Below are 25547 nucleotides of genomic sequence, written 5' to 3' on the forward strand. Positions count from 1 at the left end.
CATGGCGTCATTACATATTCGCAATGTAGAAAAGCATTATGGTCCGATCAAAACGCTCAAAGGTGTCAGTATTGATGCGGATGATGGTGAGTTTCTTGTTCTGTTAGGGCCGTCAGGCTGTGGAAAATCAACCCTGTTAAGCGCGATTGCTGGTTTGGCTCCGGTAAGTAGTGGCGAAATCATTATTGATGGTGTCGTCGTCAATGACATCGAAGCTGCGCATCGTGATATTGCAATGGTGTTTCAGTCATATGCACTTTACCCGACAATGACTGTGCGTAAAAACCTGACTTTCGGTATGCAGGTTCGTGGTGTTCCTCGTCGTGAACGAGAGGAAGCGGTTAAGAGAGTCGCGGCGATTTTGCAACTCGATAATCTTCTGGAAAGGAAACCATCTCAACTTTCCGGTGGTCAGCGACAGCGTGTGGCGATGGGGCGGGCAATGGTTCGTCAGCCCAAAATATTTCTTTTTGATGAACCTCTATCTAATCTGGATGCGAAATTACGTACTGATATGCGTGCAGAGATTAAAAAATTGCATCAGCGTGAAAAAACAACGACGGTTTATGTTACGCATGATCAGATAGAAGCAATGACGTTGGCGACCAAGATCGTTGTCATGCAGGGGGGGGAGGTTAATCAGATAGGAACGCCACAGGATATCTATGAGAATCCAGCAAATTTATTTGTGGCGAGATTTATAGGTTCTCCGGCTATGAATTGTATCCATGGGATTTTGAACAATAAAGATGGAAAAACCACCTTTACAGCAACGCACCTTGCTAAAGGTAAATTGAACATTTATTTAGGTGACACCACCGAAATTTATGAGAGCTACTCAGGAAAGCATGTTGTGCTTGGTGTTCGCCCTGAGTGGTTTTCTATTTCAACTGATTACGATCAATGTGAAATGAATAGTATAGATTGTGTTGTTGAGGTTGTGGAGCCGACCGGAGCTGATAATTTTGTGATCGTAAATGCTAGTGGTGAATCATTAATGGTTCGTTTTTCTCCTGGCGTTGGTGAAGTGGGGGATGTAATGAAAATAAAAGTTGATTTATCAAAGGCGCTTATTTTTGATGGTGCCACTGAAAAACTAATTCCTAGCAAATAATTTTTTCTGCTGAGTATTCTTTGACAGCAGTTAGTATCTGCCAGGATTTATTTTCTGGCCGGTGTTTTTACCTGTGTAATAATTAATGGCAAGCATATTTATCCGCGAATTTTTACTTTTATTATGAGGAAAGATATGAATATTAAATCATCTAGTGCAAAGTCAAAAATATGTCTGGCAGTACGTACTCTTATTCTATCCTCACTGGGTACGGTATTATATTCAACGCTAGCATCAGCGGCAGAATTGAAACCGATTGAAGTGTTGCATGCCTGGTCGTCTGCGGGAGAAGGATTTGCGCTTTCGGCAATAAAAGATGCTGATGCTAAAAAAGGTTTGAAATGGAAAGAAGTGGCTGTTGGCGGTAATAATGGCACTAACCAGATGCAGGTCATTCAGTCACGTATTTCTTCTGGCAACCCTCCGGATGTGACACTCACGACACCAACAGTGATGTTTAGTTATGTCGATCAAGGAGCACTTGTCAATCTTGATGATATCGCAAAGGCAGGGAATTGGGAAAAACGCATTTCACCAGAATTGCTAAGAACGGTGAAGTATAAAAATTCATTCTACGCCATACCGATTGGTGAACACCGTGAAAATGTGATGTTTGCTAATAAGAAAGTGTTAGCTAAATATGGCGAAAAAGTACCTGAAACTTGGGATGAATTTAATGTTCTGGCAGAAAAAATGCAGAAGGATGGCATTATTCCCGTTGCACTAGGCGGTGAGGACTGGCAAGAGACGCAACTTTTCTCCTCAGTGATCGTTGGCGTTGGGGGGAAAGCATTATGGAAATCGGCAATTGAAGAACATGATGCGAAAGCGATTCAGAGTCCTGAAATGCTGAAAGTGTTTGAGCAGTTTCGTAAGATAATTAATTTCTCCGATCGTAACCGTGCCGGTCGGGACTGGAATGTCGCAACACAAATGGTAATGGATGGTAAAGCAGCCTTCCAATTTATCGGTGATTTCGCTAAAGGTGAGTTTACTGCCAGAAAATTACAACCGGGTGTAGATTTCCTGTGTGCGACTCCGCCGGGGAACGGCCGTGAATTTGTTTATATGGTCGATGAGGCCGTTATCTTTAAAAAGGATGATCCAGGTATTCTGGCATCACAAAAAATCTTTTCTGAACAGTTACTTGACCCTGAAGTTCAGCAAGAGTTCAGTATCCGCAAGGGATCAATACCCGTCACTATTGACGCGAAAACCGACCGTCTCGATAGCTGCGCGCTGAAAAATCTTCAAGATCGTGCCGCGAATCAGGCGGATGGAGGAAATTTACCCTCTTTCGTACAGGATATTGCTCAGGATCGTGATGTTAGAGGCGTTTTTGTCGATGCCATCACGAAATTTGCGAATACTCCAACCATGACAGCAAAAGAAGTTACTGACCGTATTGTCAAAGACTTAGAAAATCTTTGATCTGCCAGTAAGGACGCTATTTGGCGTCCTTATTATTTCTGTTCGCTAACCCACTACTTATTAATTATTAAGCTTCGGGAGTTTCTGTAATGACAGAGAATAGGCCGGTTCATGCTACCTATGTCGTCGTCGGAGGGGGTACTACAGGGTGTGTTATTGCTGCTAAATTATCCGAAGATCCCTCGGCGACCGTTATTTTATTGGAAGAGGGGCCAAGGGATTCGAGTCCATGGATTCGTTTTCCTGGAACATATTACAAGACCGCACAAGGGAATCTGCTTAAGCGTTACCCGTGGGAATCTCCAGCATTTGAACGCGCACCGGGTGACACGATGATTCAGGCGCGTGTACTCGGCGGAGGGAGTTCCGTTAATGGCATGGTATACGTGCGTGGCAATCCGGAAGACTATGATCGTTGGGAACGTTCAGGTGCAACCGGTTGGGGTTATCAAGATGTATTACCATATTATATCCGTTCTGAGTCGAACAGCGATTTCTGTAATGACTCCCATGGTATTGATGGACCGCTGGGCGTTTCTTTCCCCGGTAGCGTTCACCCTTTAACTCGGAAATGGTTACAGGCGTGCCAGCAATATGGGTTCAGCTACACTTCTGATTTTAACAATGGTAAACCTGATGGTTGCGGTCTGTACCAGATAGCGACGAAAAATGGCTACCGTTCAAGTTCTGTGAGTGCCTATCTGCGCCCCGCGATGAAACGAAAGAATCTGCGAGTGATTACCGATGCTTTCACAACTAACATTGTGATTAAGAATGGTCGAGCAAGAGGGGTAGAGTATGTGGTGAAAGGCATCAAATATTATGCTGGGGCTGATACCGACATTATTCTTTCTTCTGGAACTATCGGCTCGCCTAAGTTATTGATGCTTTCAGGGATTGGCGATGCCGATGCATTGAGAGATCTTGGTATAACGGTTCATGCCGATTTACCTGGTGTTGGTCGTAACTTTCAGGACCATTTGGAAATGTCGCAGGTCTACCAGTTGAAAAATGTGGATAGCTACGATAAATACAAAAAAATGCATTGGAAAATCTGGGCTGGTTTACAGTATTTGGTAAGCCGTGGCGGGCCGATCGCATCTAATTTGATTGAAGGTGGCTTGTTCGCACGTGGCACGCAATTAGAACAGCATCCTGATTTGCAATATTTCTTTATTGTGGGGGCGGGGATTGAAGAGGGAACAGATAGTGTTCCTGGTGGAACGGGGTGCACGTTAAACTTTGAGCATGTCCGGCCTAAATCACGAGGCTTTATCACGTTAAAAACAAATAATCCCGCTGATTTTCCACGTATAGTGCCAAATTATATGACGGAGCAATACGATTTGGATCGTCTGACCGAAGGTTATATGATCGGGCAGGATATCATGCAGCAGCCGGCCTTCAGCCAATATGTCGAACGACAACATTATCCAGGGCAACATTTTTCCGATAAGAAAATGTTAGGTGAATACTTACGACAGAATGCGCGAGCGGCGCTCCATCCTGTAGGGACATGCCGGATGGGAACGGACGATAAGTGTGTCGTTGATCCTGAGCTTCGCGTTAAAGGAATTGAAGGATTACGAGTCGCCGATGCATCTATTATGCCGAATATCGTTTCGGGTAATACCAATGCGGCTTGTACCATGATTGGTGAGAAAGCATCCGATATTATCAGGGGACTTATGCCGTTGAGAGCGGCGGGCAGTGCTCCGTGATCGAATGATTTGCCGTGTAGTTTTCCTCAAACAACGAGGAGAACTACACAGATAAATAAGAGGTATATCGTATTGCGAGGTGAGTCTGAATCCGTTGAGGTTAGCAGCAGAAGTCGAGCATCTATTCACTAAATGAAAACGCGTTTCCCATCCTCTGCGGCACTACGTAATACCGCATCAATAAACTTCATCCCTGCCACGCCGTCATCTACGGTAGTTAGCATCCGGCTGGACTCTGGAATCGTGGTTCCGTTTTTTAGCGCGTTGATTTGCAGCGCGGCATCTTTATACAACTGAGCGAATGCCTCGAAGTAACCTTCGGGGTGACCTGCCGGAAAACGTGTTGCATGAACCGCCGCCTGACTCTGAGCTCGTCCTTTTGTTAACCGCAGCGTATGACTATTCAGAGGTGTGAACCAGAGGAAGTCAGGCGTTTCCTGATCGAAGCTAATAGCCGCTTTTGTACCGTACACGCGCAAGCGGAGCGCATTACCTTCACCAGTTGCAATCTGACTCGCGACTAACGTTCCACGTGCGCCACTGTCATAGCGCAGCATTGCTTGTACGTGGTCGTCAATGGTTCGGCCTGGAACCATTGTCACTAAATCTGCCGTTATCTCTGTCGGCAGCATTCCGCTGACAAAAGCGGCAAGATGATAAGCATGAGTTCCTATATCGCCCAGGCATCCTCCAGGGCCTGCCAGAGCAGGGTTGGTACGCCATTCAGCTTTGCGATCGCCCTCACGCTCAACAGGGGTTGCCAACCAATCCTGCACGTATTCGACATGAATATAACGTATGTCTCCTAACTCGCCAGATAGCACTAAATCACGAGCATGACGTACCATAGGGTATCCAGAGTAGGTGTGTGTCAGGGCGAACAACTTCCCTGAGGCGTGTGCCAGCTTTTGTAACTCCAGAGCTTCTTCCAGAGAGATGGCCAACGGTTTGTCGCAAATAATATGAATTCCGGCACGGAGAAATGCTTTTGCTATCGGCGCATGGAGATGATTCGGGGTGACAATCACGACGGCATCAATACCATCATCACGTTCGGATTCCAGACGTGCCATTTCATTGAAGTCGGTATAACAACGATTTGGTGAGAATCCTAATTGCTGGGCGCTTTTTCTGGCGCGCTCAGAATCAGAAGATAATGCGCCAGCCACCCACTCGAATTCATCGTCAATACGAGCTGCGACACGATGCACCTGACCAATATAGGCGCCGATTCCACCACCTACCATGCCCAATTTCAGACGTGATTTCATTTCGATTTTTCCATTAGGTATTATGGCCTGGCTTGAGATATTCATCGAGTCAGGCATAAGGAGAGTATTAAAGGGGGTGGAATTCGATAGCGAGCCAGATTGCATCTGAATCCGACCAATAACGATGCCAGGGATAACGTGGTAACCCATCTTCAGCAATATACGCGAAAGGATCGTGCGTATAACCCGGTGCCATTGTAATTTGCCCATAGAGCGTTGCGTCATCACGTTCACGGAACTTTTGAATTCGGCCGGTTCCATATATCTGAGTATGAATTTCGATGAACGGGTGCTCATTATGCATGTAGCAATCGGTATTCGTAGGCGACCACCATAAATTGAGTCGTAATTGGTATTTTCTGATATCGTCGCTTTGTTTTCGCTGATTAGCGAAAACAAAAGGATCTAATTTTATTTCGGTAACATAGTCGTATTGAGAAATGTAAAGTGGGGTGGTACGTGGAAATTTTGCAAAACGGTTGCCGAACCAGTCCCATTTGCCGAAAGTTAAACCACCCAAATTGGTTTCGCTGCGTACATTAAACACGGCGATTCTTTTTGCATCGGATACAATGCCATTATGGAGAATAGTCGATTTCCAGGCTGGAACGATGGTGGGGATAGGCCCTCCAATTTTGGCTGTGTCATTATCAAGGTTAACGACAATTCCATCTTCAACAATGAAATCTTTCACATTCTCGACAAGATAAGCTTCAATAAACTCATCTGAAAATTCAAGCTGGCGTATTTGGTTGGGAGTCGACATAGATTTATCCTTAGATAGATAAAGGTGGCCGTCGGTCACTGTGGTTATGGGGGAGAAAGGTCGTTGAACTCTGGCCAGTAAACGTTGCCGCATCAATCCACTGTTAGTCCCCTCAGTTGCCCCTTTTATCTGAACCGATAGAGAAAAGGGGCTAGTTGCGATACTATTTAGAAACCGCGTTGTTTCACATATTCGTCGCGATTCTCACCGAGGTAAGCTGGTACGGTGATATCCCACCAACTGGTTGGATGCATATTGCTATACGGACGTTCGATAGAGCAAATGGCTTCAATCAGGTACGGTTTGCCAGAGTCCAGAGCACGTTGTACTGCAGCACCGATTTCCTGAGGGTCAGAAACCGTTTCAGCTTCTGCACCAAGTGATTTCGCGAAATTAGCGATTTGAGCGGAGTATGGCTTGCCATCTGGTGTACAGAATCCAGTAATTAGCTCACGATCTTCACCAAACATGTTTAGCTGCAGATTACGAATAGCCCCCCAACCACCGTTGTTGATGATTAAGAAAATAGCAGGGACACCCATCATCACGGCAGTTGCCAGCTCCTGACCAGTTTGCAGGAAGGCACCATCACCACAAATCGCGACGACGGGTTGATCGGCAGGGACACCTAGCTTGGCACCGATGGCTGCTGGAACGGCGAACCCAATACCAGAGAAGCCACCTGGGGTGATGTGCTGTTTAGGACCATACACGGGAAACTCATTGAATACCTGGTTTTGCGGATTAGAGGAGTCAGTCACCACGATGGTATTGCGCGGAAGAACTTTACGCGCTTCCACTAACACTTGTGAAACGGCCATGGGGGAATGGTTACAGGTACGCAATGGTTTTAAGTGTGTTTCCCATTCGGCTTTGAGGCTCTGCAGGCGCTTGAACATGTCTGAATTGTGGTAATCAGCGGGTTCGGAGGTACCTTTGAGATCTTGCAGAAGTGCAGCCAAAATAGGGCCGGCATCGCCAACGATGCCCACTTCTGTCGGGTAGTTTTTCCCGATTTCAAAACCATCAATATCTATCTGGATCAGTTTGGTTTTGGGGATGTCAAAGGTTAATCCAGGGATGTACGACGATGTGATTCGGTCACTAAAACGACAACCTACAGCAAGAATAACATCAGCTTCACGCGTCATCGCGTTACCGGGGATTGAACCCAGATCGCCGCACGGCCAGGCATACAGTTCGTGATCCTCAGGAATTGACCCTTTACCCATGAAGGTATTGGTTACTGCAGCCCCCACATGCTCGGCAATCGCCACAAGATCGTCACTGGCATTCGCGGCAATGACACCACCGCCTGCAATGATAACCGGCCGTTTGGCGGAAAGGAGTAATTTCGCTGCTGCGGCAATGTCAGTTGGGTCACCATGCAAGCGGCCATGTGCGCGGAAACTTTGCGGTGGTGGCAACGTAACTTCCGCGGCGTCTGCCTGTAAATCTTGTGGCAAGTTAATAAGTGCAGGACCGCGGCGACCTTCTAGCATGACGTTGAATGCTTTGGTCATGACATCTGGAATTTGGGCAATCGAATTTGGCTGCCACCAGCGTTTTACAACAGGCTCTGCCATACGGGGGAAGTTATCACCATGCGGACGGTCAAGTTCTTGTAAGACACCTTTGCCGTGCATATAAGTATGCACTCCACCCGTGATGAGAAGCTGTGGGATAGAATCAGCAAACGCCGTCGCCACACCTGTGAGTGTATTGGTTGCACCAGGGCCGATAGACGAACAAACGGCGGCAATCTGACCGGTAGCACGGTAGTAACCATCCGCCATATGAGAGGCACCTTGTTCGTGCATGGCGGGGACGACCGTTATTTCATCCTTACGGTCAACGAACGCATCCAGCAGGGCGGTATTACCATGGCCAGGGATACCGAAAACATAAGGCACTTTCTCACGGATCAGATATTCGACAACAATCTGGCCGCCGGTCATTTTCTGTTTTTTATCAGTCATTACTTGCTCCTGTTATCACCTAAGATTGAGATGCCCTGCACTGCAAAGCCTTTCGCAATCGCTTAAAACTCAATGAGTATAAAGTCACTAAAAAGCAACCGTTTCTGTTTCCCTGGTCTTTGTGCGTTTAACTACCGGCTGTATTCCGAATTCATGCTCAAGAATATGCTCCGCTGAACGGATAGCCTGAGCGGCAATGGTTAATGCCGGATTAACCGCTGCTGAAGAAGGCATAAACGACGCATCGATGACAAACAGGTTATGATGGTCATGGCTGCGACAATAAATATCCAATGCACTGTTTTGGGGATCATGGCCGAATTTAATCGTGCCACATTGGTGCGAGGTAGAATGTTTCAATAACGGTTTCGTCAGTACAATTGGGTAGCCGCTTGCACGCAGTAACGAGGCGAATTTTTTTACCAGTTTACGGTGTGCGTGCAGGTTATTACGGGTGATCGACATTTGGATCTGGCCATCTTTTAACTGAATACGGCTGTTTGGATCAGGAAGATCTTCCGAAAATGCAATCCAGTCGACGCTGTGTTTGGCCATCGTGCTCCCAACGATCTTCGGCAGAAAAGGAACATTTGCTGATAGCATTCCGCCCTGAAGCTTGCCTAACATCTGTACATGTCCCAGAGGGTAGGGGTAGTCAGGTGCGTTGAAGTAATACTCATTCATCGCCAGCGTCTTCTGAAAGACAGTATTATTCTCCTCTAAAGATAACCCCATCAGCGCGGTCTGGTTATGCGCCATATAGTTGCGGCCCACGACGTCAGAACTATTGGCTACCCCGTTGGGGGCTACCGGACACGCTGAGCGCAGCAGCAACGCGGTACTATTAATGGCACCGCAGGACACAATAATCAGTTTCGCGCTAAGCACTCGAGTCTGCCCGTCCTGTTCTATTTCAACGCCTGTGACCGTTTTCCCGTCTTCTGACAGTAGCAACCGTTTGGCCAGCGTATTCGTCATCAAACTGACATGTCCGGTTTTCAAGGCAGGCGCAACGAGCGCGGTTTCTGCATCATATTTCGCGTCAATCTTGCAGGGAAAGCCGTCACAAGTTTTACAGCGAATACAATTGCCTTCTGAGCCATAGTTGATGGCTAACGGCAGTGCTGATGAACGGGCCCCAAACTGCTCCATTTTAGATGCCATTCTGGCGATAATCGGTTCTGTTACCAATGCGGGTTGCGGATACGGTGCGCTACGCCACGGTGCGGTAACATCATTTTCATCATTGCCGTGGACATTAAAGATTCTTTCCGCTTCCGTATAATATGGTTCAATATCGGAGTAGCTGATAGGCCATGCGGGAGACACTCCGCCTTCATGCACTAATTCTTCAAAATCCCGTTCCCGAAAACGGATCATGGAACCGCCGTAGAATTTTGTGCAACCTCCTACGTTGTAATAAATGCTGGGTCGAAAGGTATCGCCTGACGCATCTAGCCAACTGTCATGGGCTGTGTATTTTTTGTCGAAAAACACAGAGGCGACGTTCCAGTTATCCTTCTCCTTTGCAACCCAATCTCCACGTTCAATAATGAGCACATTGATACCATTTTCAGCGAGACGACGTGCTGTCATTCCTCCGCCTACTCCACTTCCAATGATGATGACTTCTGGTAATTGATTCGACATTATTGCCTCACCTCTACATCGCTTTGCATTTATTGTGCCGTTTCTGCTATCTGGTTATTTATCTGACTATTTTAATCTACCGTTTATAAATACTTTGCCAGCAATTGAATTTGAGTATTTGCGCAATTGTTGATTGTCTCAATTTCGCAACATAGCCGAAAGATGACGCACCATGACGCACTTCCCGTTGTAAACCTTATCGTTACAGGAAGAATGGGGGATCAGGAAAAAAACGTGCGTCACTCTGCGTCAGTTGTGAATGATTTGCGAAGTTGTTTCTGGCGTTATGACAGAACGATACTCATTCGACGTTAACCGGTTGTTACATGATATCCGGACACTATTCCTCCTCACCTACAGGTCAAAAAGAGAATAACGGTATGAATACGGTCAATCATTTTATCAATGGTAAAGTTCTCTCTCAGAATGGACGCTGTACTGATGTGTACAATCCATCAACAGGGGACGTTATCCGTCAGGTCGAACTGGCGAGTATGGAAACAGTGCAAGAGGCTATTACCGCTGCGAAGCACGCTTTTCCACAATGGCGGAATACACCGCCGTCCAAGCGTGCTCAGGTCATGTTTCGATTCAAACAGTTGTTGGAAGAGAATGAATCGGAAATTGTTCGTCTTATCAGTGAGGAACACGGTAAAACGCTGGAAGATGCCGCAGGTGAGTTAAAACGCGGTATTGAAAACGTAGAGTTTGCCTGTGGCGCGCCGGAATTGCTGAAGGGCGAATTTAATCGTAATGCTGGCCCCAATATTGATAGCTGGAGCGATTTTGAGCCTGTCGGTGTCGTTGCCGGCATTACTCCGTTTAACTTCCCGGCGATGGTGCCGCTGTGGATGTACCCATTAGCGATTGTTTGCGGTAACACATTCGTTCTCAAACCCTCAGAACGCGACCCCAGCTCAACGCTGCTCATTGCTCAATTATTGCATCAGGCGGGGTTGCCTGAAGGCGTTATCAATGTCGTCAACGGAGACAAAGAAGCGGTTGACGCACTGCTTTTCTCCCCTGATGTGAAAGGGATCAGCTTTGTGGGCTCCACTCCTATCGCTGAGTATATTTATAGTGAGGGAACGCGCCGTGGCAAACGCGTGCAGGCACTCGGTGGTGCGAAAAATCACGCAGTGTTAATGCCTGATTGTGATTTGGATAATACCGTCAATGCATTGATGGGGGCAGCATACGGCTCCTGTGGTGAGCGTTGTATGGCGATCTCCGTAGCTGTTTGTGTGGGTGATGAGATTGCTGATGCATTGGTAGATAAAATTTCACCTAAAATTAATGCATTAAAAATCGGTCCAGGTACGCAAAGCGGATTAGACATGGGGCCTCTGGTGACACGTGCGCACCTTGAAAAAGTGAAAGGATATGTAGACTCTGGTGTGGCGGCTGGTGCCAGACTGGTTGTTGACGGGCGCGATTTATCTGTATCCGATGGCGAAAACGGTTTTTTCGTTGGCGGTTGCCTGTTTGACCACGTTAAAACCGATATGCGTATTTATCAGGATGAAATCTTTGGCCCTGTGCTGTGTATTGTCAGAGTTAACAGTCTTGAAGATGCTGTGCAACTTATTAATGACCACGAGTATGGTAACGGCACTGCTATTTTCACTCGGGATGGTGAAGCGGCGCGCCTTTTCTGTACCGAGGTTGAAGTTGGTATGGTCGGCGTGAATATTCCGCTTCCTGTCCCTGTTGCTTATCACAGCTTTGGCGGGTGGAAGCGCTCACTGTTTGGTGATTTGCATGCCTATGGTCCGGATGGCGTTCGTTTTTATACACGTCGTAAAACGATCACTCAGCGCTGGCCTGCGAGAAAGAGCCATGAAGCGGCCCAGTTTTCCTTCCCTAGCAATAGCTGATTGAGACTTTTCCGGGGGAGGTCATCTCCCCCATCCTAACCGGACGACCTAAGAGGTTAACTATGTCAGTACAGGCAATTCTTCCTCGGATTATGGAAGTTGGTGCACATTCCAGTGAAAAACTCCCTGACGTTTTGAAAATGTTGGGCTGCCAGCGACCATTGATTGTTACCGATAAGGTCATGGTAAAGTTGGGGCTGGTGGAGCGGCTTGTCAGCTTACTCTTAAACCATAACATCACCAGTCAGGTGTTCGATGATACGGTGCCAGAACCTACGGCGAAATCGATAGAAGCTGGCGTGCAAATTGTCCGTCAGGGGGATTTTGATGCTATTGTCGCGTTGGGCGGCGGTAGCCCCATAGATAGTGCTAAAGCGATTGCCATTCTTGGCAAATACGGTGGTCAGATCCGCGATTATCGTTTCCCAAGGCAGGTGAATGAAGCTGGACTGCCGATCATCGCGATCCCGACAACGGCGGGCACGGGCTCTGAAGTCACTCGGTTCACCATTATCACTGATGAAACCAATGATGAGAAATTGCTCTGTTCAGGTATTGGTTTCATGCCTATCGCTGCACTGGTGGATTATACCCTGACGTTGAGCTTACCAGCGCGAACCACTGCGGATACTGGGATTGACGCTTTAACGCACGCGATGGAAGCTTACGTGAGTCGTAAAGCCAATCCTTACAGCGATAGTCAGGCTATCGCTGCTATGAAGCTGATTGGACCTAATCTGCGGCGGGTTTATGCTAACGGTCAGGATGTCGAAGCCCGTGAGGCAATGATGATTGGCGCAACGTTGGCTGGTATTGCCTTTTCAAACGCCTCTGTTGCTTTAGTGCATGGAATGAGCCGACCCATTGGTGCTTTCTTTCATGTTCCGCATGGGTTATCCAATGCAATGCTGTTACCTACTGTCACAGAATATTCGTTGTCATATGCGGTGGAGCGTTACGCCGACTGTGCCCGTGCTATTGGTATTGCCGAAGTGAACGATGCTGATTCGGTGGCAAATGAGAAATTGCTCACTTTTCTACGACTGCTGAATAACGAACTGTCTGTTCCTACTCTTGAAGAGTTTGGCGTTAAACGTCAATTCTTTGAGAAATCGATAGAAACGATGGCCAAACAAGCATTGGCTTCAGGTTCTCCCGGCAATAATCCTCGTGTGCCAGATGTCGATGAGCTTGTCGGACTATATAAAAAGTTGTGGTTGTAGTGGCTCAACGTTCTGGCGTGGTCATTTCCTTGTCTGAACACTCATCTTGGCTCGATATTGTTGCTAAAGAAGAATAGCTATTCTTTTCGTTCGCCGCACTGTGTTGGTGCGGCGAAGTTATTTTCGCGTCACTGTGCGTCGCTTGTTAGTAGACTGCGAACTTGTCGATGCCGCTATTAGCGGTTAATACTCAAATTATCTTATTTAGTTTTTTTAAACACCAATTAGCATAAATCGCTGATAACAAGGGGAGTGGATGGATGTCTTTTTCTAATAAAAAAACACGAGATGATAAATGGGTAACGGATCGAATTAAAAAAGCGAGAATAGCAACATTTATTGGCTTCATGCTAATGGGAGCTATGTTATATGTATGGTCGACCGGGGTTAGCAGTTTCCGGACGAAAGTGGGATTAGTAGATGCGCAAGGCGATATTGCATTTGGTATGATTACGCTTGGGTTAGGTGCAGGTGGCGCTATTGGGTGTTTTATTATTGGTAAATTTATTGATAAATGGGGGGCTAAGAAAGTTGTAGGTGCAACGACGATCCTCTATCCCTTATCCATAATTCCATTAGGCTATGTTGATGGTTTCTATTTTGCGCTAATTTTTGCTTCGTTATATGGTTTTTTTCGTGGCACGATTGATACCGCATTAAATACTCATGGTGTACAGGTTGAACGTTTTTATCAACGCTCAATTATGTCTGCCTTTCATGCTTTCTTTTCATTCGGTGGTTTTATTGCAGGAATGATTTGTAGCTGGCTTATCGGATTTAATCCTGAAGATCCTGCGTTTACTTTTACGGTCATGGGGCTTGGTTTATTTGTTGTCGGGTTATTCATTACTCACTGGATGTTAGATAAAGATGATGTGCCGCCGGATACTGATAGCCAAAATTTTATGGTGGCTTCGGCAACGCGTACGCACCAACAGATGCAGCCTAAAAAAGTTGTCATATTGATGGTGGGATTTGGTGTTGTGCTTCTGGCTGGAATGGTGAGTGAAGGGGCCGTATGGGATTGGGGGCAGGAGTTTGTGCGTCGTGAACTGGACGCTAGCGTTTCACTAGCGGGGGTTGCTGTCTCTGTGTTTATTGGCGCGGAGTGTTTTGGTCGACTCGTGGGTGATCGTCTGGCGGAAAAACTAGGCGCACCACAAATGGTATTCTGGAGTGGGGTCACATCAGTTATTGGTCTGTTACTGGTTTCTATCGGTAATTCTGCATTCATTGGTATTATCGGGCTTGCATTAACTGGATTGGGATTAGCATGTATTACGCCTCTGATGTTATCTAGCGCAGGGCGTAAGGATACGGAAAATGCAGGTCGTAACATCGGGATTGTTAATTGTATTGGTTATACAGGTATGTTAGTTGGTCCTATTACTATTACTGCGGTTGTAGGGTATTTCAGTCTTTCCTGGTTGATGTTATTTCCCGCAGCGTTGATGGCATTGTTAACCATATTTGGCCCAATGTTGATGAGCGATAGAAAAACAAAGGAAATGAAGAGGTTTACTCAGGTTAAGAAGGAATGTTAAGTCAATATTTTTACGATTGAATTATCGGGTTGTCATATTGTTTTTTTTAGCACTGTATGGGAGTGATTATTACGTTAAATCTGATATGGATTGTTAGTTATGGTTAATGACAGTCTGTTACCAGCAGACGTTCGTTTTCTTAATGAATAAGACCTGATGATTTCAGACGTGCGTCACAGTGCGTCACTTGTTGTTCGGCTGCGAAATTGTCTGACGAAGCGAGACGAATGATACTCCGACTATGAATAGTCTGATGCAGATTTCTCAGAACCAAGACATTGACGATTCTGTTGAAGACACAAACAAACCTGTCTGTAAGAGAGAAGGAATTTTAATGTCATATTATCTGAAGTCTTCTACAACTCAACATGCTGGTGAAGCTGATATCACCCAGGTTCGCCGTACTGTCGAAAATATGATTGCGGATATAACCGCACGTGGTGAAGAAGCTCTCCGAGAGTATTCTCTGAAATTTGATAAATTGGCGCCAAAAAGTTTTCGCCTTAGTCAGGAAGAGATTGATGCTTGTCTGGCAGAATTAACTTCCCAGCAAATTGATGATATTAAATTTGCGCAACAACAAGTGCGTAACTTCGCACAACACCAACGCGATTCCATGAAGGATATCGAAGTTGAAACGTTGCCTGGCGTCATTTTGGGCCATAAAAATGTTCCCGTAGAAACCGTTGGCTGCTATATCCCGAGCGGAAAATATCCCCTCCTGGCCTCTGCGCACATGAGTGTCGTTACCGCTAAAGTGGCAGGTGCGAAGCGTGTCATTGCCGTATCACCACCTTATGCGGGTAAACCGAGCGCCCCTGTTATTGCGGCGATTGCGTTGGCGGGCGCCGATGAAATTTATTGCATTGGCGGTGTACAGGCGATTGCGGCAATGGCGCTGGGTGTTGGTGAGTTCCCTGAAGTTGACATGATTGTTGGACCCGGCAATGCCTATGTTGCTGAAGCCAAGCGTCAACTTTTCGGAAAAATTGGCATTGACCTGATTGCAGGCCCAACAGAAACGTTGGTTATTGCCGATGATACCGTTGATGGTGAGCTTGTTGCTACCGATCTACTGGGTCAGGCAGAGCATGGGCCGACTTCTCCGGCTGTGCTGATCACAACCTCGCGTAAACTCGGAGAAGAGACACTTAAGCAAATTGAACGTTTGCTCGGCAAGCTGGATACGGCAGAAATCGCACGCAAAGCCTGGGAAAACTACGGTGAAATAATTATTTGTGAAAGTGATGAAGAAATGGTGGTGGAAGCCAATCGTGTTGCGTCTGAGCATGTCCAGGTCATGACTAAGGATCCAGACTATTTCCTTAACAATTTACAGAATTACGGCGCACTTTTTTTAGGGCCTCGAACCAATGTCGCTTATGGCGATAAAGTCATTGGCACGAACCATACGCTGCCGACTTCCCGTGCTGCACGTTATACTGGGGGGCTATGGGTGGGTAAATTCCTGAAAACCTGTACTTACCAGCGTATTTTGACGGATGAGGCTTCAGCAATGGTTGGCGCTTACTGTTCGCGTCTTTGTGTTCTGGAGAAATTTACAGGTCATGCTGAGCAGGCTAACATTCGCGTCCGCCGTTATGGTCATCGCGATGTGGCGTTTGGCGAGGCGGTTGATGCCGAATAATTTCATGCGCTAACTCTACCCTGATAGGCTGAGGAATCCCCAGAAAACAAGACAGGCATAGAGTTTTATGATCTACTGATTTTCGCCAAAAAATTCAATGAGATCACCCTATGCCTGTCCGTAAAGTATGCCAGACTTTTTTCCGTCACGCTTTAGCTTCAACACATCAATATCGACAACATGCGCTTATTGATTCCACCGCTGCGTTGATAAGCGGTGCCACGCTTTCACTCACCTGCATCGGGCGTTATTTACCCGGCCCTGCTCGCGTGAAAGATAAAATAAAACGGGTTGACCGCCTTTTGGGAAACACTGCGCTTCATAACGATATCCCGAAAATATTCAATCAGATTACGTCCATGATGACCAAAAACATGCCGTGGTGTGTTATTGCCGTCGACTGGAGTGGCTATCCCTCTCAGGCTTTTCATGTCCTGCGTGCCAGCCTTGTCTGTGATGGCCGCGCTATCCCCTTGATGAGTCAGGTGGTTCCGTCAGAAAAGCAAAACAATATTTTGATACAGAAAGCCTTTCTTGACGCGCTTGCCTGTGCTATTGCCCCGCAAATGAAAGTCACCCTCATCACCGACGCGGGCTTCCACAATGAATGGTTTCGGCATATCAAAGCACTGGGATGGGGCTTTATTGGTCGCATCCGGGGAAACGTAAAATTTTGCCTTCATCATGGCCCGGAACGCTGGCTGAACGTGAAAGACTGTACTGGCACGGCGCGCGCGGAATATCTGGGAGCCGGAACGCTGGCGCGTTCAAAAAAGGCGCAATGCAACGGACATTTTTATCTTTATAAAAAAGCGCCGAAAGGCCGAAAAAGCCAACGTCGCAAAGGGAAACCGAGCCATCCCACAACAGAAAAAGAACAGCGTGCGTCAGCTAAAGAGCCGTGGCTGCTATTTACCAGTACTGATGAATTCAAGCCCCATGAAATTATGAAACTCTACAGCAGGAGAATGCAGATTGAACAAAACTTTCGCGATGAAAAGAGTGAGAGATTTGGCTTTGGCTTACGCGCCTGTGGAAGCAAAACGGGTGAGCGGCTTTGGGTGCTGAGTTTGCTGGCAACACTGGCATCAATTGTTCTCTGGTTATTAGGATATCATTTTGAAAATAAAGGTCTTCATCTTCATTATCAGGCGAACAGCCTTAAAAGTCGAAGAGTGATATCGTTTTTGACACTGGCGGAAAATGTACTGCGGCATTCACCGCGAATAATCAGGCGAGTGAAGCTGGAGAGTATTTTAGCCCAACTCACCAGCACCTACCGAAATATGGTGCTGGTTTATTAGCGATGATTTTGTGGGGATCCCTCAGCCTGATAGGGGGGGTAATACAGGCCAGGACTTTGTCAGCAGTCTGAGGATGGGTACAAAAATGTACCCATTCTATTAATTGCTAGACGGTGTTATCTTTGAATTGTTTTTTCATACCTCAAACTGTGCACGTTGGATGACGTCAGCGTAGAGGAATACCTTGCTGCATTTGCCACAATTCGAATGAATTAAGTAGTATGTTATTAAAATCAGAGGTTATCGCTGTTAGTCAATTATCTATTTTTATTATGTTCCTTTAATTACCATCTGGTTGTTAATTTATGAGTTTTGAATTATGCCTGAGAGTGTTGCTTTGCCTGTAATTCCTCTTTTCGCATTGTTCTAACAATTTTATAAATCCATTGCAGCGAGACATTATATTTTTTAGCCAAGGCGCTGTAATTGCGTCCGTCAAATTCTGCATAGATTTGAAGATCGCGTTGAGAAGCGCGCCAGGATATTCCCATTGGGAAATAAACGTTTTGTCCGCCCCATACGGTCATCATATGTTTGGCTACAGCATTACCAACCAGCTCGGCGGTTTGCAGATCCAACTCTGTGACGTTTTTGACTGTATCGGCCACGTGTTGAGAAAGTTCGACCAGAAGTTCAGGACCCTTACTGCGAAATTGTGGTTCAGTCATAAATCACCTTATTGTTATTCCTGTGTGTTGTTACTGACGTGAATACTGGGTTGTTGTTTTTGCAGAGATTGCCCTGCTGCTATGTGTTATTTAAAACTATAGTTGTTTTTGTGTCAACATCTTTAGTTTTAATTTGAGTTTTTTTTGGTTGTAAAAAGAAATGACAACCTGCGGGGCTGCGTGCAGAAGAGGCCAGATGAAGGGCAAAAAAATCCCGCCATAGGGCAGGAAAGGAACACATAGACAGGATGAATAACACAACATCAACAAGGGTTGATGAAACAATAGCATGGTGATTGTATAAAACTGTTACGTGTGGGTAAGGTTATCTGGGTGAGGGTAAACGTTTTTTAGTGGCGCAACGTTTATTCGTAACGCGGCGATTGGTAACGCCAACATAAAGCCGGTGTCCGCATCGGCCCACCGGCCTTGGTGAAAGGAAAACAGAGACGGCTATAGCACGAGATACTGCCAGTATAGGAACTAGAGCAGTACCGAATACCAGAACACGCGGCCAATGATCTCGACTTCTGATTCGTAAGCTTCTTCGTCAGCCTCACGATTGAAGCTATGGATGACGAGAAGGCCGCCAGGTTTGCGGTAGAGCTGCTTGATTCGCTTGAGCTTGTCGTTACCACCGCCTTCCTGAGCGATAGCGTAGAGCTTTCCATCAATGATGCGTTTGTTGTTGGTATCAACCGCGACGGTGGTTCCATCAGGAATGATGGGTTCCATACTGTCGCCTGCTGCCGGGAAACAAAGCACGCCCGAACCATCCGTATTTGCGCCAACCTTACGCAGCGTAGCTTTAGAAAAACGGAGTTTAAAGCCGTTGTAATCCTCACTTTGAACGCGTCCGTCGCCGCAGGCAAACTCAATATCCTTTAAAAAGGGCACTTCCACCTCGTCCTCTGATAGTTCTGTCGTGCTGTCCCAAGCTGATACGGTGCCCCATTCTGATTTTGGAGGAATGCTCGATTCCTGGACAGGTCGAGTTACCCCGTCGCTACGCATTGGGTCTTCGCCGTTTGCCAACCATTCAGGGCGAACATGTAGTGCATTGGAAAGCTCAACAATTTTGGTTGTCTGCGACGCTTTCCCCACCTCGATCTTCTGTATGGCGGCCTGAGATACGCCAATCATGTCGCCAAGCGCTTTTTGGCTAAGCCCCTGTGCGATTCTGGCGGTCTTTAATCGTTCTGCAAGTGTCGTTTTCATCCGTTTAATGTACAACTTAGGTTGTCACGTATCAAGCGGGTATTAATCTTGTTTAAAAGAACCAAAGTTATCTTTCATCGGCGTGTGTAAAAATTGCTCATAAGTACAACTTTGAAAACGATTTAAGTTGTTATCTAGGGCGGCAAACCCGTTTGGGTCGATGAGATAACGTCGACATACGCAGGTGCGATTGCTCGACTATCAAAAATCCTAATAAGTATCAGGCAGTCATAGTATCATCTTATTCCACGCCCTGATTTGCTTTAAACGTGTGTGTCACTTGATCTAAATCACAATCCGACCATATGTATTTTGCTCTTATGGAAATCCCGTTATGGGAAATATAACCAATAAATTCGTTTCATTAAGCATGCGCATGATTGCGTGTCGCGGAGGATGTATGTCTGTAATTCGCACGTGTTTAAGTCTGTTTGGTGGTGATACGGTAATTGTTCGGTGTGCAAATACATTTGAAGTGCAAATGAGCAATGGTGAGCAGGAAGCATTGACTGAAGAGAATAGTGTTACGCAGGATTCTATTTGCCGCCATGCCGAAGACGAAGTGTATTTAACGGTGCCTTATACCGGAATTTGGGATGTTGTGATCCGAGCCAAAAACGACACGCCTGAACATTCAATAACCTATTTCCCTGCTTGATGATTGCCTGGTTGGTTATATTCTGTTAATAATTTGATAATACTTTGTCGTTATCCAGTCGTTAAGATTTGAATATACCAACCGCGCCCTTTCTTTTTTGTTCCCATCGTTTAACGTTGTGAGTGCATCGGTATCTTTCTATTTCGCTTTTCATCTATTATCTTAATTGATGCTTCCACTTGTTATTATTAATGATTCGAAGGGATGATAGAGTCTGGATCTTTTGCCATACTCAACACTTAGCCACTACGCGTCATGGTTCTAGGCAAGAGAAGGGGCGTTGGTTTGATCACACTGGCCTGTTGTTCTTATCGTGCTCATTGCTGCAATATTTTGGATTTATAGCTAAATTTTTGTCTAATTTGAACATTAATACGATGGGAGGGGGGAACCCATGAGCCGTGCCCCGGTAAGCAAAAAAGATGAAGACAAACGTCTTGCTGCTCTTCGTGAGTATGGAATTAAGAACGTATTATTTGACCCGAATTTGAGTAACCTGATTAGTCTGGCCGCTAACATTTTCAGTGTGCCTATCGTTTTGGTGTCGTTGGTCGAGTCTGAGCGCCAACTGTTTGCCGCCAGCGTAGGCGTTCCTTTTTGCGAAACACCGCGCGATATCTCTTTTTGTGCACATACGATCCTGAAGAAAAAGATCATGGTGGTGCACGATGCCCTAAAAGATGCGCGTTTTAAAAATAACCCGCTGGTTGTGGGCGTTCCTTACATTCGTTTCTATGCCGGCATTTCCTTAAGTACGCCGTCCGGGCATGCCATCGGTACGTTATGCATTATCGATTTGAAGCCTAGAGCCACATTCACCAAACGTGATGAGCACAATCTGCAGGATCTGGCGTCATTGGTCATGGACAAGCTGGAGATGCGTCGTTTGGAACTGGCGCGTAAAGCCAGTCAGATTCGTTTTGAGAATATTGCTAATACCTCGCCGGATACGATCCTGTGTGTAAATGAGAAGGGGATGATCACCTTCTGGAATGCCGCCGCGAAACATATGCTGGAATATACTGACGAGGAAATTATTGGTCGCAGTATTAATACTATCGTACCCGATGCCTTTGTCGTACAGCTTAATCACCTGGTTGCCGATCGTGATTCGCTGATGAAAGGCGTGACACTGGAACTGAATGTACAAGCCAAAAGCGGTAATTTGGTTCCGGTTGAATTGTCGGTTTCGATGTGGGAAGACAATGATAATGTGAGTTACGGCGCAATATTGCGCGACATTACAGAGCGACGACGCAATGAAGAACGCCTGTTTTTGCTGGCGCATCTGGATCCGTTAACTGGCTTGGCCAACCGGACGCTACTGACATCCAATCTGGAAACGGCGTTAAAGAATGAACCCGCGGTCTGTATCATGATGGTCGATCTGGACGGGTTTAAAGATGTGAATGACAGCCTAGGGCATTCCAGCGGTGATAATATCCTGGTGCACGTCGCCAAAAAAATAAAAGCTACGGTTCGCTCTGGTGATGTTGTGGCGAGAATGGGTGGGGATGAATTTGCGCTGTTGTTTCCCGGCCTAAATGATAAAAAAGTCGCAGGAAAAATTGCTGAGCAAATTATTCATGAAATTTCTCAGGCGATGATTATTGACGATCATCAAATCAATATTAGTGCCAGTATTGGAGCAGTGCTGTACCCAGAATACGGGTTGACCGTACAGGATCTTTTGACTAGCGCGGATTTAGCGCTGTATCAGGCGAAATCCGAAGGTCGAAACTGTTACCGCTTTTTTACCCGCGAACTGCTTGAAGTCTTTCAGGCCAAACATGCCTTCCAACTAGAGTTTGTGCGGGCTTACGAGCAGCATGAATTTGAGATGTTCTATCAGCCACAGGTAAAACTGGCGACAAATGAGATTGTTGGCGCAGAGGCGCTGCTGCGCTGGCGTCACCCGGAAAGAGGATTGCTTGGCCCCGCCGCTTTTCTTACCGCACTGGAAAATGGCCCGTGGGCTGAGCGAGTCGGTGATTGGATCGTCGAAACAGCATGTCAGCAGGCGGCGGAATGGTGTCGGGCGAGTAATCGCTATTTTCGCATCAGCATTAATCTGTTCAGCGCACAGTTTCGTACCGGTATGCTGGCGCAAAAGATTATGGATATTCTTGCGCGTACAGGATTGCAGCCAGGTTCGCTAGAACTGGAAATCACGGAAAATATCATCCTGCGTTATGATGAAAATATGCTGCAAACGTTAAAGGCGCTGCGCGAAGCGGGAATCGGTATTGCTTTTGACGACTATGGAACCGGCTATGCCTCGCTCAGTATGCTTAAAAACTACCCGGTTACTCGCTTGAAGATCGATCAGACCTTTGTCAGAACGATGTGTGAATCGCCGCCGGATGCGGCGATTGTCCGGGCGATCCTGTATCTCGGGAAAAGTTTTGGGTTGGGCGTGATTGCAGAAGGGGTAGAAACATTAGAACAGAGCGAACGACTGCGGGGCAAAGGGTGTGAGGAAGCACAGGGATACCTGTTTGGGCATCCGATACCAACGGAGGAATTTACTCAGCTACTGAAATTGAATAAGCCCATAGACGTGTAAAACGGTTGTGCTATACCTCTTTTGGGAGTGTTAGAAATTCTGTGTCATTCCAGTAATATACAATCAAAAAGGAATGACACATGTCCCAACCCTTCGATTTCGACAAAGCACTTAAGGCACTCCAGTCCGGCTAGGCATTAACGGGCAAGGATGGCATCTTAACGATTTTAATCAAACAGTTAACTGAAGCAGCTCTGGCTGCTGAACTCGACTCTCATCTGGCTCAGGATGTTGAAGCCAACCGTAAAAACGGCTCTGGTAAAAAGACCATCAAAGCGCCTACTGGCAACGTTGAACTGACTACCCCGCGCGATCGTAATGGCTCTTTTGAGCCTCAGTTAGTCAAAAAGCATCAAACTACATTGTCTGACGAGATCGAACGCAAGCTCATTCGCCTGTTTGCTCTGGGAATGAGTTATCAGGATATCAGCCGGGAGATTGAGGATTTATATGCATTCAGTGTTTCCACCGCCACCATCAGTGCAGTAAACGATAAAGTCATCCCTGAACTAAAACAGTGGCAACAGCGCCCGCTGGAGAAGGTTTATCCCTTCGTCTGGCTGGATGCCATTCACTATAAAATCCGTGAGGATGGTCGTTACCAGAGCAAGGCTGTTTATACCGTTCTGGCGTTGAATCTGGAAGGCAAAAAAGAAGTTCTGGGCCTGTATCTGTCGGAAAGTGAAGGCGCTAACTTCTGGTTATCCGTATTAAGTGACCTGCAAAATCGCGGTGTTGAAGACATTCTGATTGCCTGCGTAGACGGGCTGACTGGGTTCCCCGAGGCGATAAACAGCATTTATCCACAGACAGAGGTGCAGTTGTGCGTCATTCACCAGATACGTAACTCGATTAAATACGTGGCCTCAAAGCACCATAAAGCCTTCATGGCTGACCTGAAGCCGGTTTATCGTGCGGTGTCAAAAGAAGCCGCGGAAACGGCGCTGGATGAGCTGGAGACGAAATGGGGTCAGCACTATCCGGTGGTGCTCCAGTCATGGCGGCGAAAATGGGAAAATCTGTCAGCGTACTTCCGCTATCCGGCCAATATCCGTAAGGTCATTTACACCACGAACGCGATTGAATCGGTGCATCGTCAGTTCAGGAAACTGACCAAGACTAAAGGCGCTTTCCCAAATGAGAACAGCCTGCTGAAACTGCTTTATCTGGGGCTAATAAACGCACAGGAAAAATGGACAATGCCCATCCAGAGCTGGAATTTGACATTGTCGCAGTTAGCCATTTATTTTGAGGGACGGCTAAATAATGTGATGACGCTGTAGCATTTTTAACGTGACACAGAATTCTGAACACTCTCCCTCTTTTTCTCAAAAGCCAGCCTCCGCTGGCTTCCATACTTTTCGCACCGCTATGAGGTGGTTCTACCACTGAACTTCTCTTCTCGCTGAAATATCGCGATACAGTTCATCACTTACCTAGTCATCTACGTGTCACAGGCGAACCCTAGCGTCGTTACCAGCACTGCGTTTCCCTAAAACTTGTTTTCCCAAACGAGGCTTTCCTCAACGCCGCGATATTTTCCTAAAAATTGTACCGGAGAGAACATCATGATGATTCGGTTTAGGTTCACGTCTGTTTTTCTGCTGTTGTTAAATATGGTCTTGTTCGTCCCGCTGTCTGCCAGAGCCGCAGTCGAACTGACGTTTTGGCATGGCATGGACAGTAATCTGAACACGGAATTGATTCGGTTGGTTAACCGATTTAATGAATCTCAGACGATATATCATGTTGAATCCATCTATAAAGGCAGCTATGAACAGACGCTGGCTGCGGGGATTGCTGCGTATCGCACCGGTAACGCACCGGATATTTTGCAGGTTTATGATGTCGGTACGCCGAATATGATACACAGCGGGGCGATTATCCCGGTGTTCGAGCTGTTCAAACAGGTCGGTATCGAGAATGACGAAAAAGCCTTTCTGCCCGCGGTGGCGCTGTTTTACAGCGACAGCCAGACCGGGCATCTGATTTCCCAACCGTTTAACAGCTCAACCCCCGTTCTCTACTACAACAAAGATGCGTTTATTAAGGCGGGGCTCGATCCTGATAAGCCGCCACGGACCTGGAATGAGTTGGCGTACGATGCGGCGCGACTGCGCCAGAGTGGGATGGCGTGCGGCTATACGAACGCAGGACAGCAGGGTTGGATATTACTGGAAGCGTTTAGCGTGTGGAACGGACTGCCGATCGCGACGAAAAACAATGGCTTCGACGGCATTGATGCGCATCTGTTGGTGAACGGTCCGTTGCAGGTCGCACACATTGCCCAGCTTGCGGAGATGATGAAAAAGAACGAATTCAGCTACTTCGGCCGCAATGATGAAGGCACCGCCCGCTTTTATAATGGTGACTGCGGCATATTGACCACCTCATCAGGCGGGCTACGCAAGATTCAGAACTATGCCAAATTCCACTACGGTGTTGGCATGTTGCCTTACAGCGAAGAGGCCAACGGCGCGCCGCAGAATACGTTTATTGGCGGGGCAAGCCTCTGGGTCATGAAAGGGAAAGCGACCTCGCATTATCAAGGCATTGCTGAATTCCTGCATTTCCTGACGCTGCCGGAGAATGCCGCTGAATGGCACCAGATGACGGGCTATCTGCCGGTGACACAACCTGCTTACGAACTCACGCGTGAGCAGGGTTTTTATGCCAGATACCCCGGCAGCGATGTTGCTATGAAACAGCTCACCAATAAACCGCCGCTGTCTTATACGCGTGGGTTCCGCTTGGGCAATATGCCACAAATTCGTACCATCATGGATGAAGAGCTGGAAAAAGTCTGGGCGGAGCAGGAAACGCCACAGCAGGCGCTGGACAATGTGGTTTCGCGGGGCGATCTCCTGTTGCAGCATTTCGCGCAGTCGGTTTCCCGTCATTCGTGATAT

The 25547-nt window shown here is 46.8% G+C and carries 17 protein-coding genes and 1 pseudogene; 12 read left to right on the forward strand and 6 right to left on the reverse strand.

Annotated features, from left to right (window positions below; genetic code table 11):
- The first annotated feature begins 1 nt into the window (after position 1).
- From O1Q74_RS08590 to O1Q74_RS08600, 3 genes are all read left to right on the forward strand, one after another.
- Complete coding sequence (locus O1Q74_RS08590; protein WP_271877906.1) at positions 2-1114, forward strand: ABC transporter ATP-binding protein; 1113 nt, start codon at positions 2-4, stop codon at positions 1112-1114.
- A gap of 135 nt (positions 1115-1249) precedes the next feature.
- Positions 1250-2545 carry an ABC transporter substrate-binding protein gene (locus O1Q74_RS08595; protein WP_271877907.1) on the forward strand — a complete coding sequence of 432 codons (1296 nt, stop codon included), beginning with the start codon at positions 1250-1252 and terminating at the stop codon, positions 2543-2545.
- An 89-nt stretch (positions 2546-2634) separates the two neighbouring features.
- Positions 2635-4266: a GMC family oxidoreductase gene (locus O1Q74_RS08600; protein ID WP_271877908.1), complete on the forward strand. Its 1632-nt coding sequence runs from the start codon at positions 2635-2637 to the stop codon at positions 4264-4266.
- Positions 4267-4394: 128 nt separating this feature from the next.
- Here the strand turns inward: O1Q74_RS08600 and O1Q74_RS08605 are convergent, their stop codons facing one another.
- The 4 genes from O1Q74_RS08605 to O1Q74_RS08620 form a co-directional block, all read right to left on the reverse strand.
- On the reverse strand, positions 4395-5537 hold the full coding sequence (locus tag O1Q74_RS08605) for a Gfo/Idh/MocA family protein (protein ID WP_271877909.1): 1143 nt from the start codon (positions 5535-5537) through the stop codon (positions 4395-4397).
- Between the two features lie 67 nt (positions 5538-5604).
- A complete protein-coding gene (locus O1Q74_RS08610; RefSeq protein ID WP_271877910.1) occupies positions 5605-6303 on the reverse strand; it encodes a hypothetical protein in 699 nt (232 codons plus the stop codon).
- Positions 6304-6470: 167 nt separating this feature from the next.
- Positions 6471-8282, reverse strand: coding sequence for a thiamine pyrophosphate-binding protein (locus tag O1Q74_RS08615; RefSeq protein WP_271877911.1), 1812 nt, complete (start codon positions 8280-8282; stop codon positions 6471-6473).
- A gap of 87 nt (positions 8283-8369) precedes the next feature.
- Positions 8370-9932 carry a GMC family oxidoreductase gene (locus O1Q74_RS08620; protein WP_271877912.1) on the reverse strand — a complete coding sequence of 521 codons (1563 nt, stop codon included), beginning with the start codon at positions 9930-9932 and terminating at the stop codon, positions 8370-8372.
- A 380-nt stretch (positions 9933-10312) separates the two neighbouring features.
- Between O1Q74_RS08620 and O1Q74_RS08625 the strand changes: the two genes are divergently transcribed.
- The 5 genes from O1Q74_RS08625 to O1Q74_RS08645 all read left to right on the forward strand — a co-directional run bounded on the left by O1Q74_RS08625 (position 10313) and on the right by O1Q74_RS08645 (position 17528).
- On the forward strand, positions 10313-11809 hold the full coding sequence (locus O1Q74_RS08625; RefSeq protein ID WP_271877913.1) for a CoA-acylating methylmalonate-semialdehyde dehydrogenase: 1497 nt from the start codon (positions 10313-10315) through the stop codon (positions 11807-11809).
- A gap of 62 nt (positions 11810-11871) precedes the next feature.
- Entirely contained in the window at positions 11872-13032 is a 1161-nt protein-coding gene (locus tag O1Q74_RS08630; RefSeq protein ID WP_271877914.1) for an iron-containing alcohol dehydrogenase, read from the forward strand.
- A 260-nt stretch (positions 13033-13292) separates the two neighbouring features.
- Entirely contained in the window at positions 13293-14576 is a 1284-nt protein-coding gene (locus tag O1Q74_RS08635; RefSeq protein WP_271877915.1) for an MFS transporter, read from the forward strand.
- 253 nt (positions 14577-14829) lie between these two features.
- Entirely contained in the window at positions 14830-16224 is a 1395-nt protein-coding gene (gene hisD / locus O1Q74_RS08640; RefSeq protein ID WP_271877916.1) for a histidinol dehydrogenase, read from the forward strand.
- 110 nt (positions 16225-16334) lie between these two features.
- Positions 16335-17528, forward strand: coding sequence for an IS4 family transposase (locus O1Q74_RS08645; RefSeq protein WP_271877917.1), 1194 nt, complete (start codon positions 16335-16337; stop codon positions 17526-17528).
- A 317-nt stretch (positions 17529-17845) separates the two neighbouring features.
- Here O1Q74_RS08645 and O1Q74_RS08650 read toward each other — a convergent pair whose 3' ends face one another.
- Entirely contained in the window at positions 17846-18196 is a 351-nt protein-coding gene (locus O1Q74_RS08650) for a Mor transcription activator family protein (RefSeq protein WP_271877918.1), read from the reverse strand.
- A 483-nt stretch (positions 18197-18679) separates the two neighbouring features.
- Positions 18680-19414, reverse strand: a complete 735-nt coding sequence (locus tag O1Q74_RS08655; protein WP_225087946.1) for an XRE family transcriptional regulator — start codon at positions 19412-19414, stop codon at positions 18680-18682.
- Between the two features lie 400 nt (positions 19415-19814).
- Here O1Q74_RS08655 and O1Q74_RS08660 point away from each other — a divergent pair, with 400 nt between their 5' ends.
- The 4 genes and pseudogenes from O1Q74_RS08660 (at position 19815) to ugpB (ending at position 25544) form a co-directional block, all read left to right on the forward strand.
- Positions 19815-20072, forward strand: a complete 258-nt coding sequence (locus O1Q74_RS08660) for a hypothetical protein (RefSeq protein WP_271877919.1) — start codon at positions 19815-19817, stop codon at positions 20070-20072.
- Between the two features lie 394 nt (positions 20073-20466).
- Positions 20467-22638: a sensor domain-containing phosphodiesterase gene (locus O1Q74_RS08665; RefSeq protein ID WP_271877920.1), complete on the forward strand. Its 2172-nt coding sequence runs from the start codon at positions 20467-20469 to the stop codon at positions 22636-22638.
- An 80-nt stretch (positions 22639-22718) separates the two neighbouring features.
- A pseudogene (locus O1Q74_RS08670) lies at positions 22719-23921 on the forward strand (IS256 family transposase).
- Positions 23922-24206: 285 nt separating this feature from the next.
- Positions 24207-25544, forward strand: coding sequence for a sn-glycerol-3-phosphate ABC transporter substrate-binding protein UgpB (ugpB, locus tag O1Q74_RS08675; RefSeq protein ID WP_442953132.1), 1338 nt, complete (start codon positions 24207-24209; stop codon positions 25542-25544).
- Positions 25545-25547: the final 3 nt, after the last annotated feature.

Origin of the sequence: Pectobacterium sp. A5351 (assembly GCF_028335745.1) — a bacterium.
Taxonomy (GTDB): domain Bacteria; phylum Pseudomonadota; class Gammaproteobacteria; order Enterobacterales; family Enterobacteriaceae; genus Pectobacterium.

Bases quoted from the DNA above. Each gene is read 5' to 3' on its own strand.
- O1Q74_RS08635 (WP_271877915.1), top strand. From the start codon at position 13,293: ATGTCTTTTTCTAATAAAAAAACACGAGATGATAAATGGGTAACGGAT.
- O1Q74_RS08660 (WP_271877919.1), top strand. From the start codon at position 19,815: ATGTCTGTAATTCGCACGTGTTTAAGTCTGTTTGGTGGTGATACGGTA.
- O1Q74_RS08655 (WP_225087946.1), bottom strand. From the start codon at position 19,414: ATGAAAACGACACTTGCAGAACGATTAAAGACCGCCAGAATCGCACAG.
- O1Q74_RS08605 (WP_271877909.1), bottom strand. From the start codon at position 5,537: ATGAAATCACGTCTGAAATTGGGCATGGTAGGTGGTGGAATCGGCGCC.
- O1Q74_RS08595 (WP_271877907.1), top strand. From the start codon at position 1,250: ATGAATATTAAATCATCTAGTGCAAAGTCAAAAATATGTCTGGCAGTA.
- O1Q74_RS08625 (WP_271877913.1), top strand. From the start codon at position 10,313: ATGAATACGGTCAATCATTTTATCAATGGTAAAGTTCTCTCTCAGAAT.
- ugpB (WP_442953132.1), top strand. From the start codon at position 24,207: ATGATGATTCGGTTTAGGTTCACGTCTGTTTTTCTGCTGTTGTTAAAT.
- O1Q74_RS08590 (WP_271877906.1), top strand. From the start codon at position 2: ATGGCGTCATTACATATTCGCAATGTAGAAAAGCATTATGGTCCGATC.
- O1Q74_RS08615 (WP_271877911.1), bottom strand. From the start codon at position 8,282: ATGACTGATAAAAAACAGAAAATGACCGGCGGCCAGATTGTTGTCGAA.
- hisD (WP_271877916.1), top strand. From the start codon at position 14,830: ATGCAGATTTCTCAGAACCAAGACATTGACGATTCTGTTGAAGACACA.
- O1Q74_RS08665 (WP_271877920.1), top strand. From the start codon at position 20,467: ATGAGCCGTGCCCCGGTAAGCAAAAAAGATGAAGACAAACGTCTTGCT.
- O1Q74_RS08645 (WP_271877917.1), top strand. From the start codon at position 16,335: ATGCCTGTCCGTAAAGTATGCCAGACTTTTTTCCGTCACGCTTTAGCT.
- O1Q74_RS08630 (WP_271877914.1), top strand. From the start codon at position 11,872: ATGTCAGTACAGGCAATTCTTCCTCGGATTATGGAAGTTGGTGCACAT.
- O1Q74_RS08620 (WP_271877912.1), bottom strand. From the start codon at position 9,932: ATGTCGAATCAATTACCAGAAGTCATCATCATTGGAAGTGGAGTAGGC.
- O1Q74_RS08610 (WP_271877910.1), bottom strand. From the start codon at position 6,303: ATGTCGACTCCCAACCAAATACGCCAGCTTGAATTTTCAGATGAGTTT.
- O1Q74_RS08650 (WP_271877918.1), bottom strand. From the start codon at position 18,196: ATGACTGAACCACAATTTCGCAGTAAGGGTCCTGAACTTCTGGTCGAA.
- O1Q74_RS08600 (WP_271877908.1), top strand. From the start codon at position 2,635: ATGACAGAGAATAGGCCGGTTCATGCTACCTATGTCGTCGTCGGAGGG.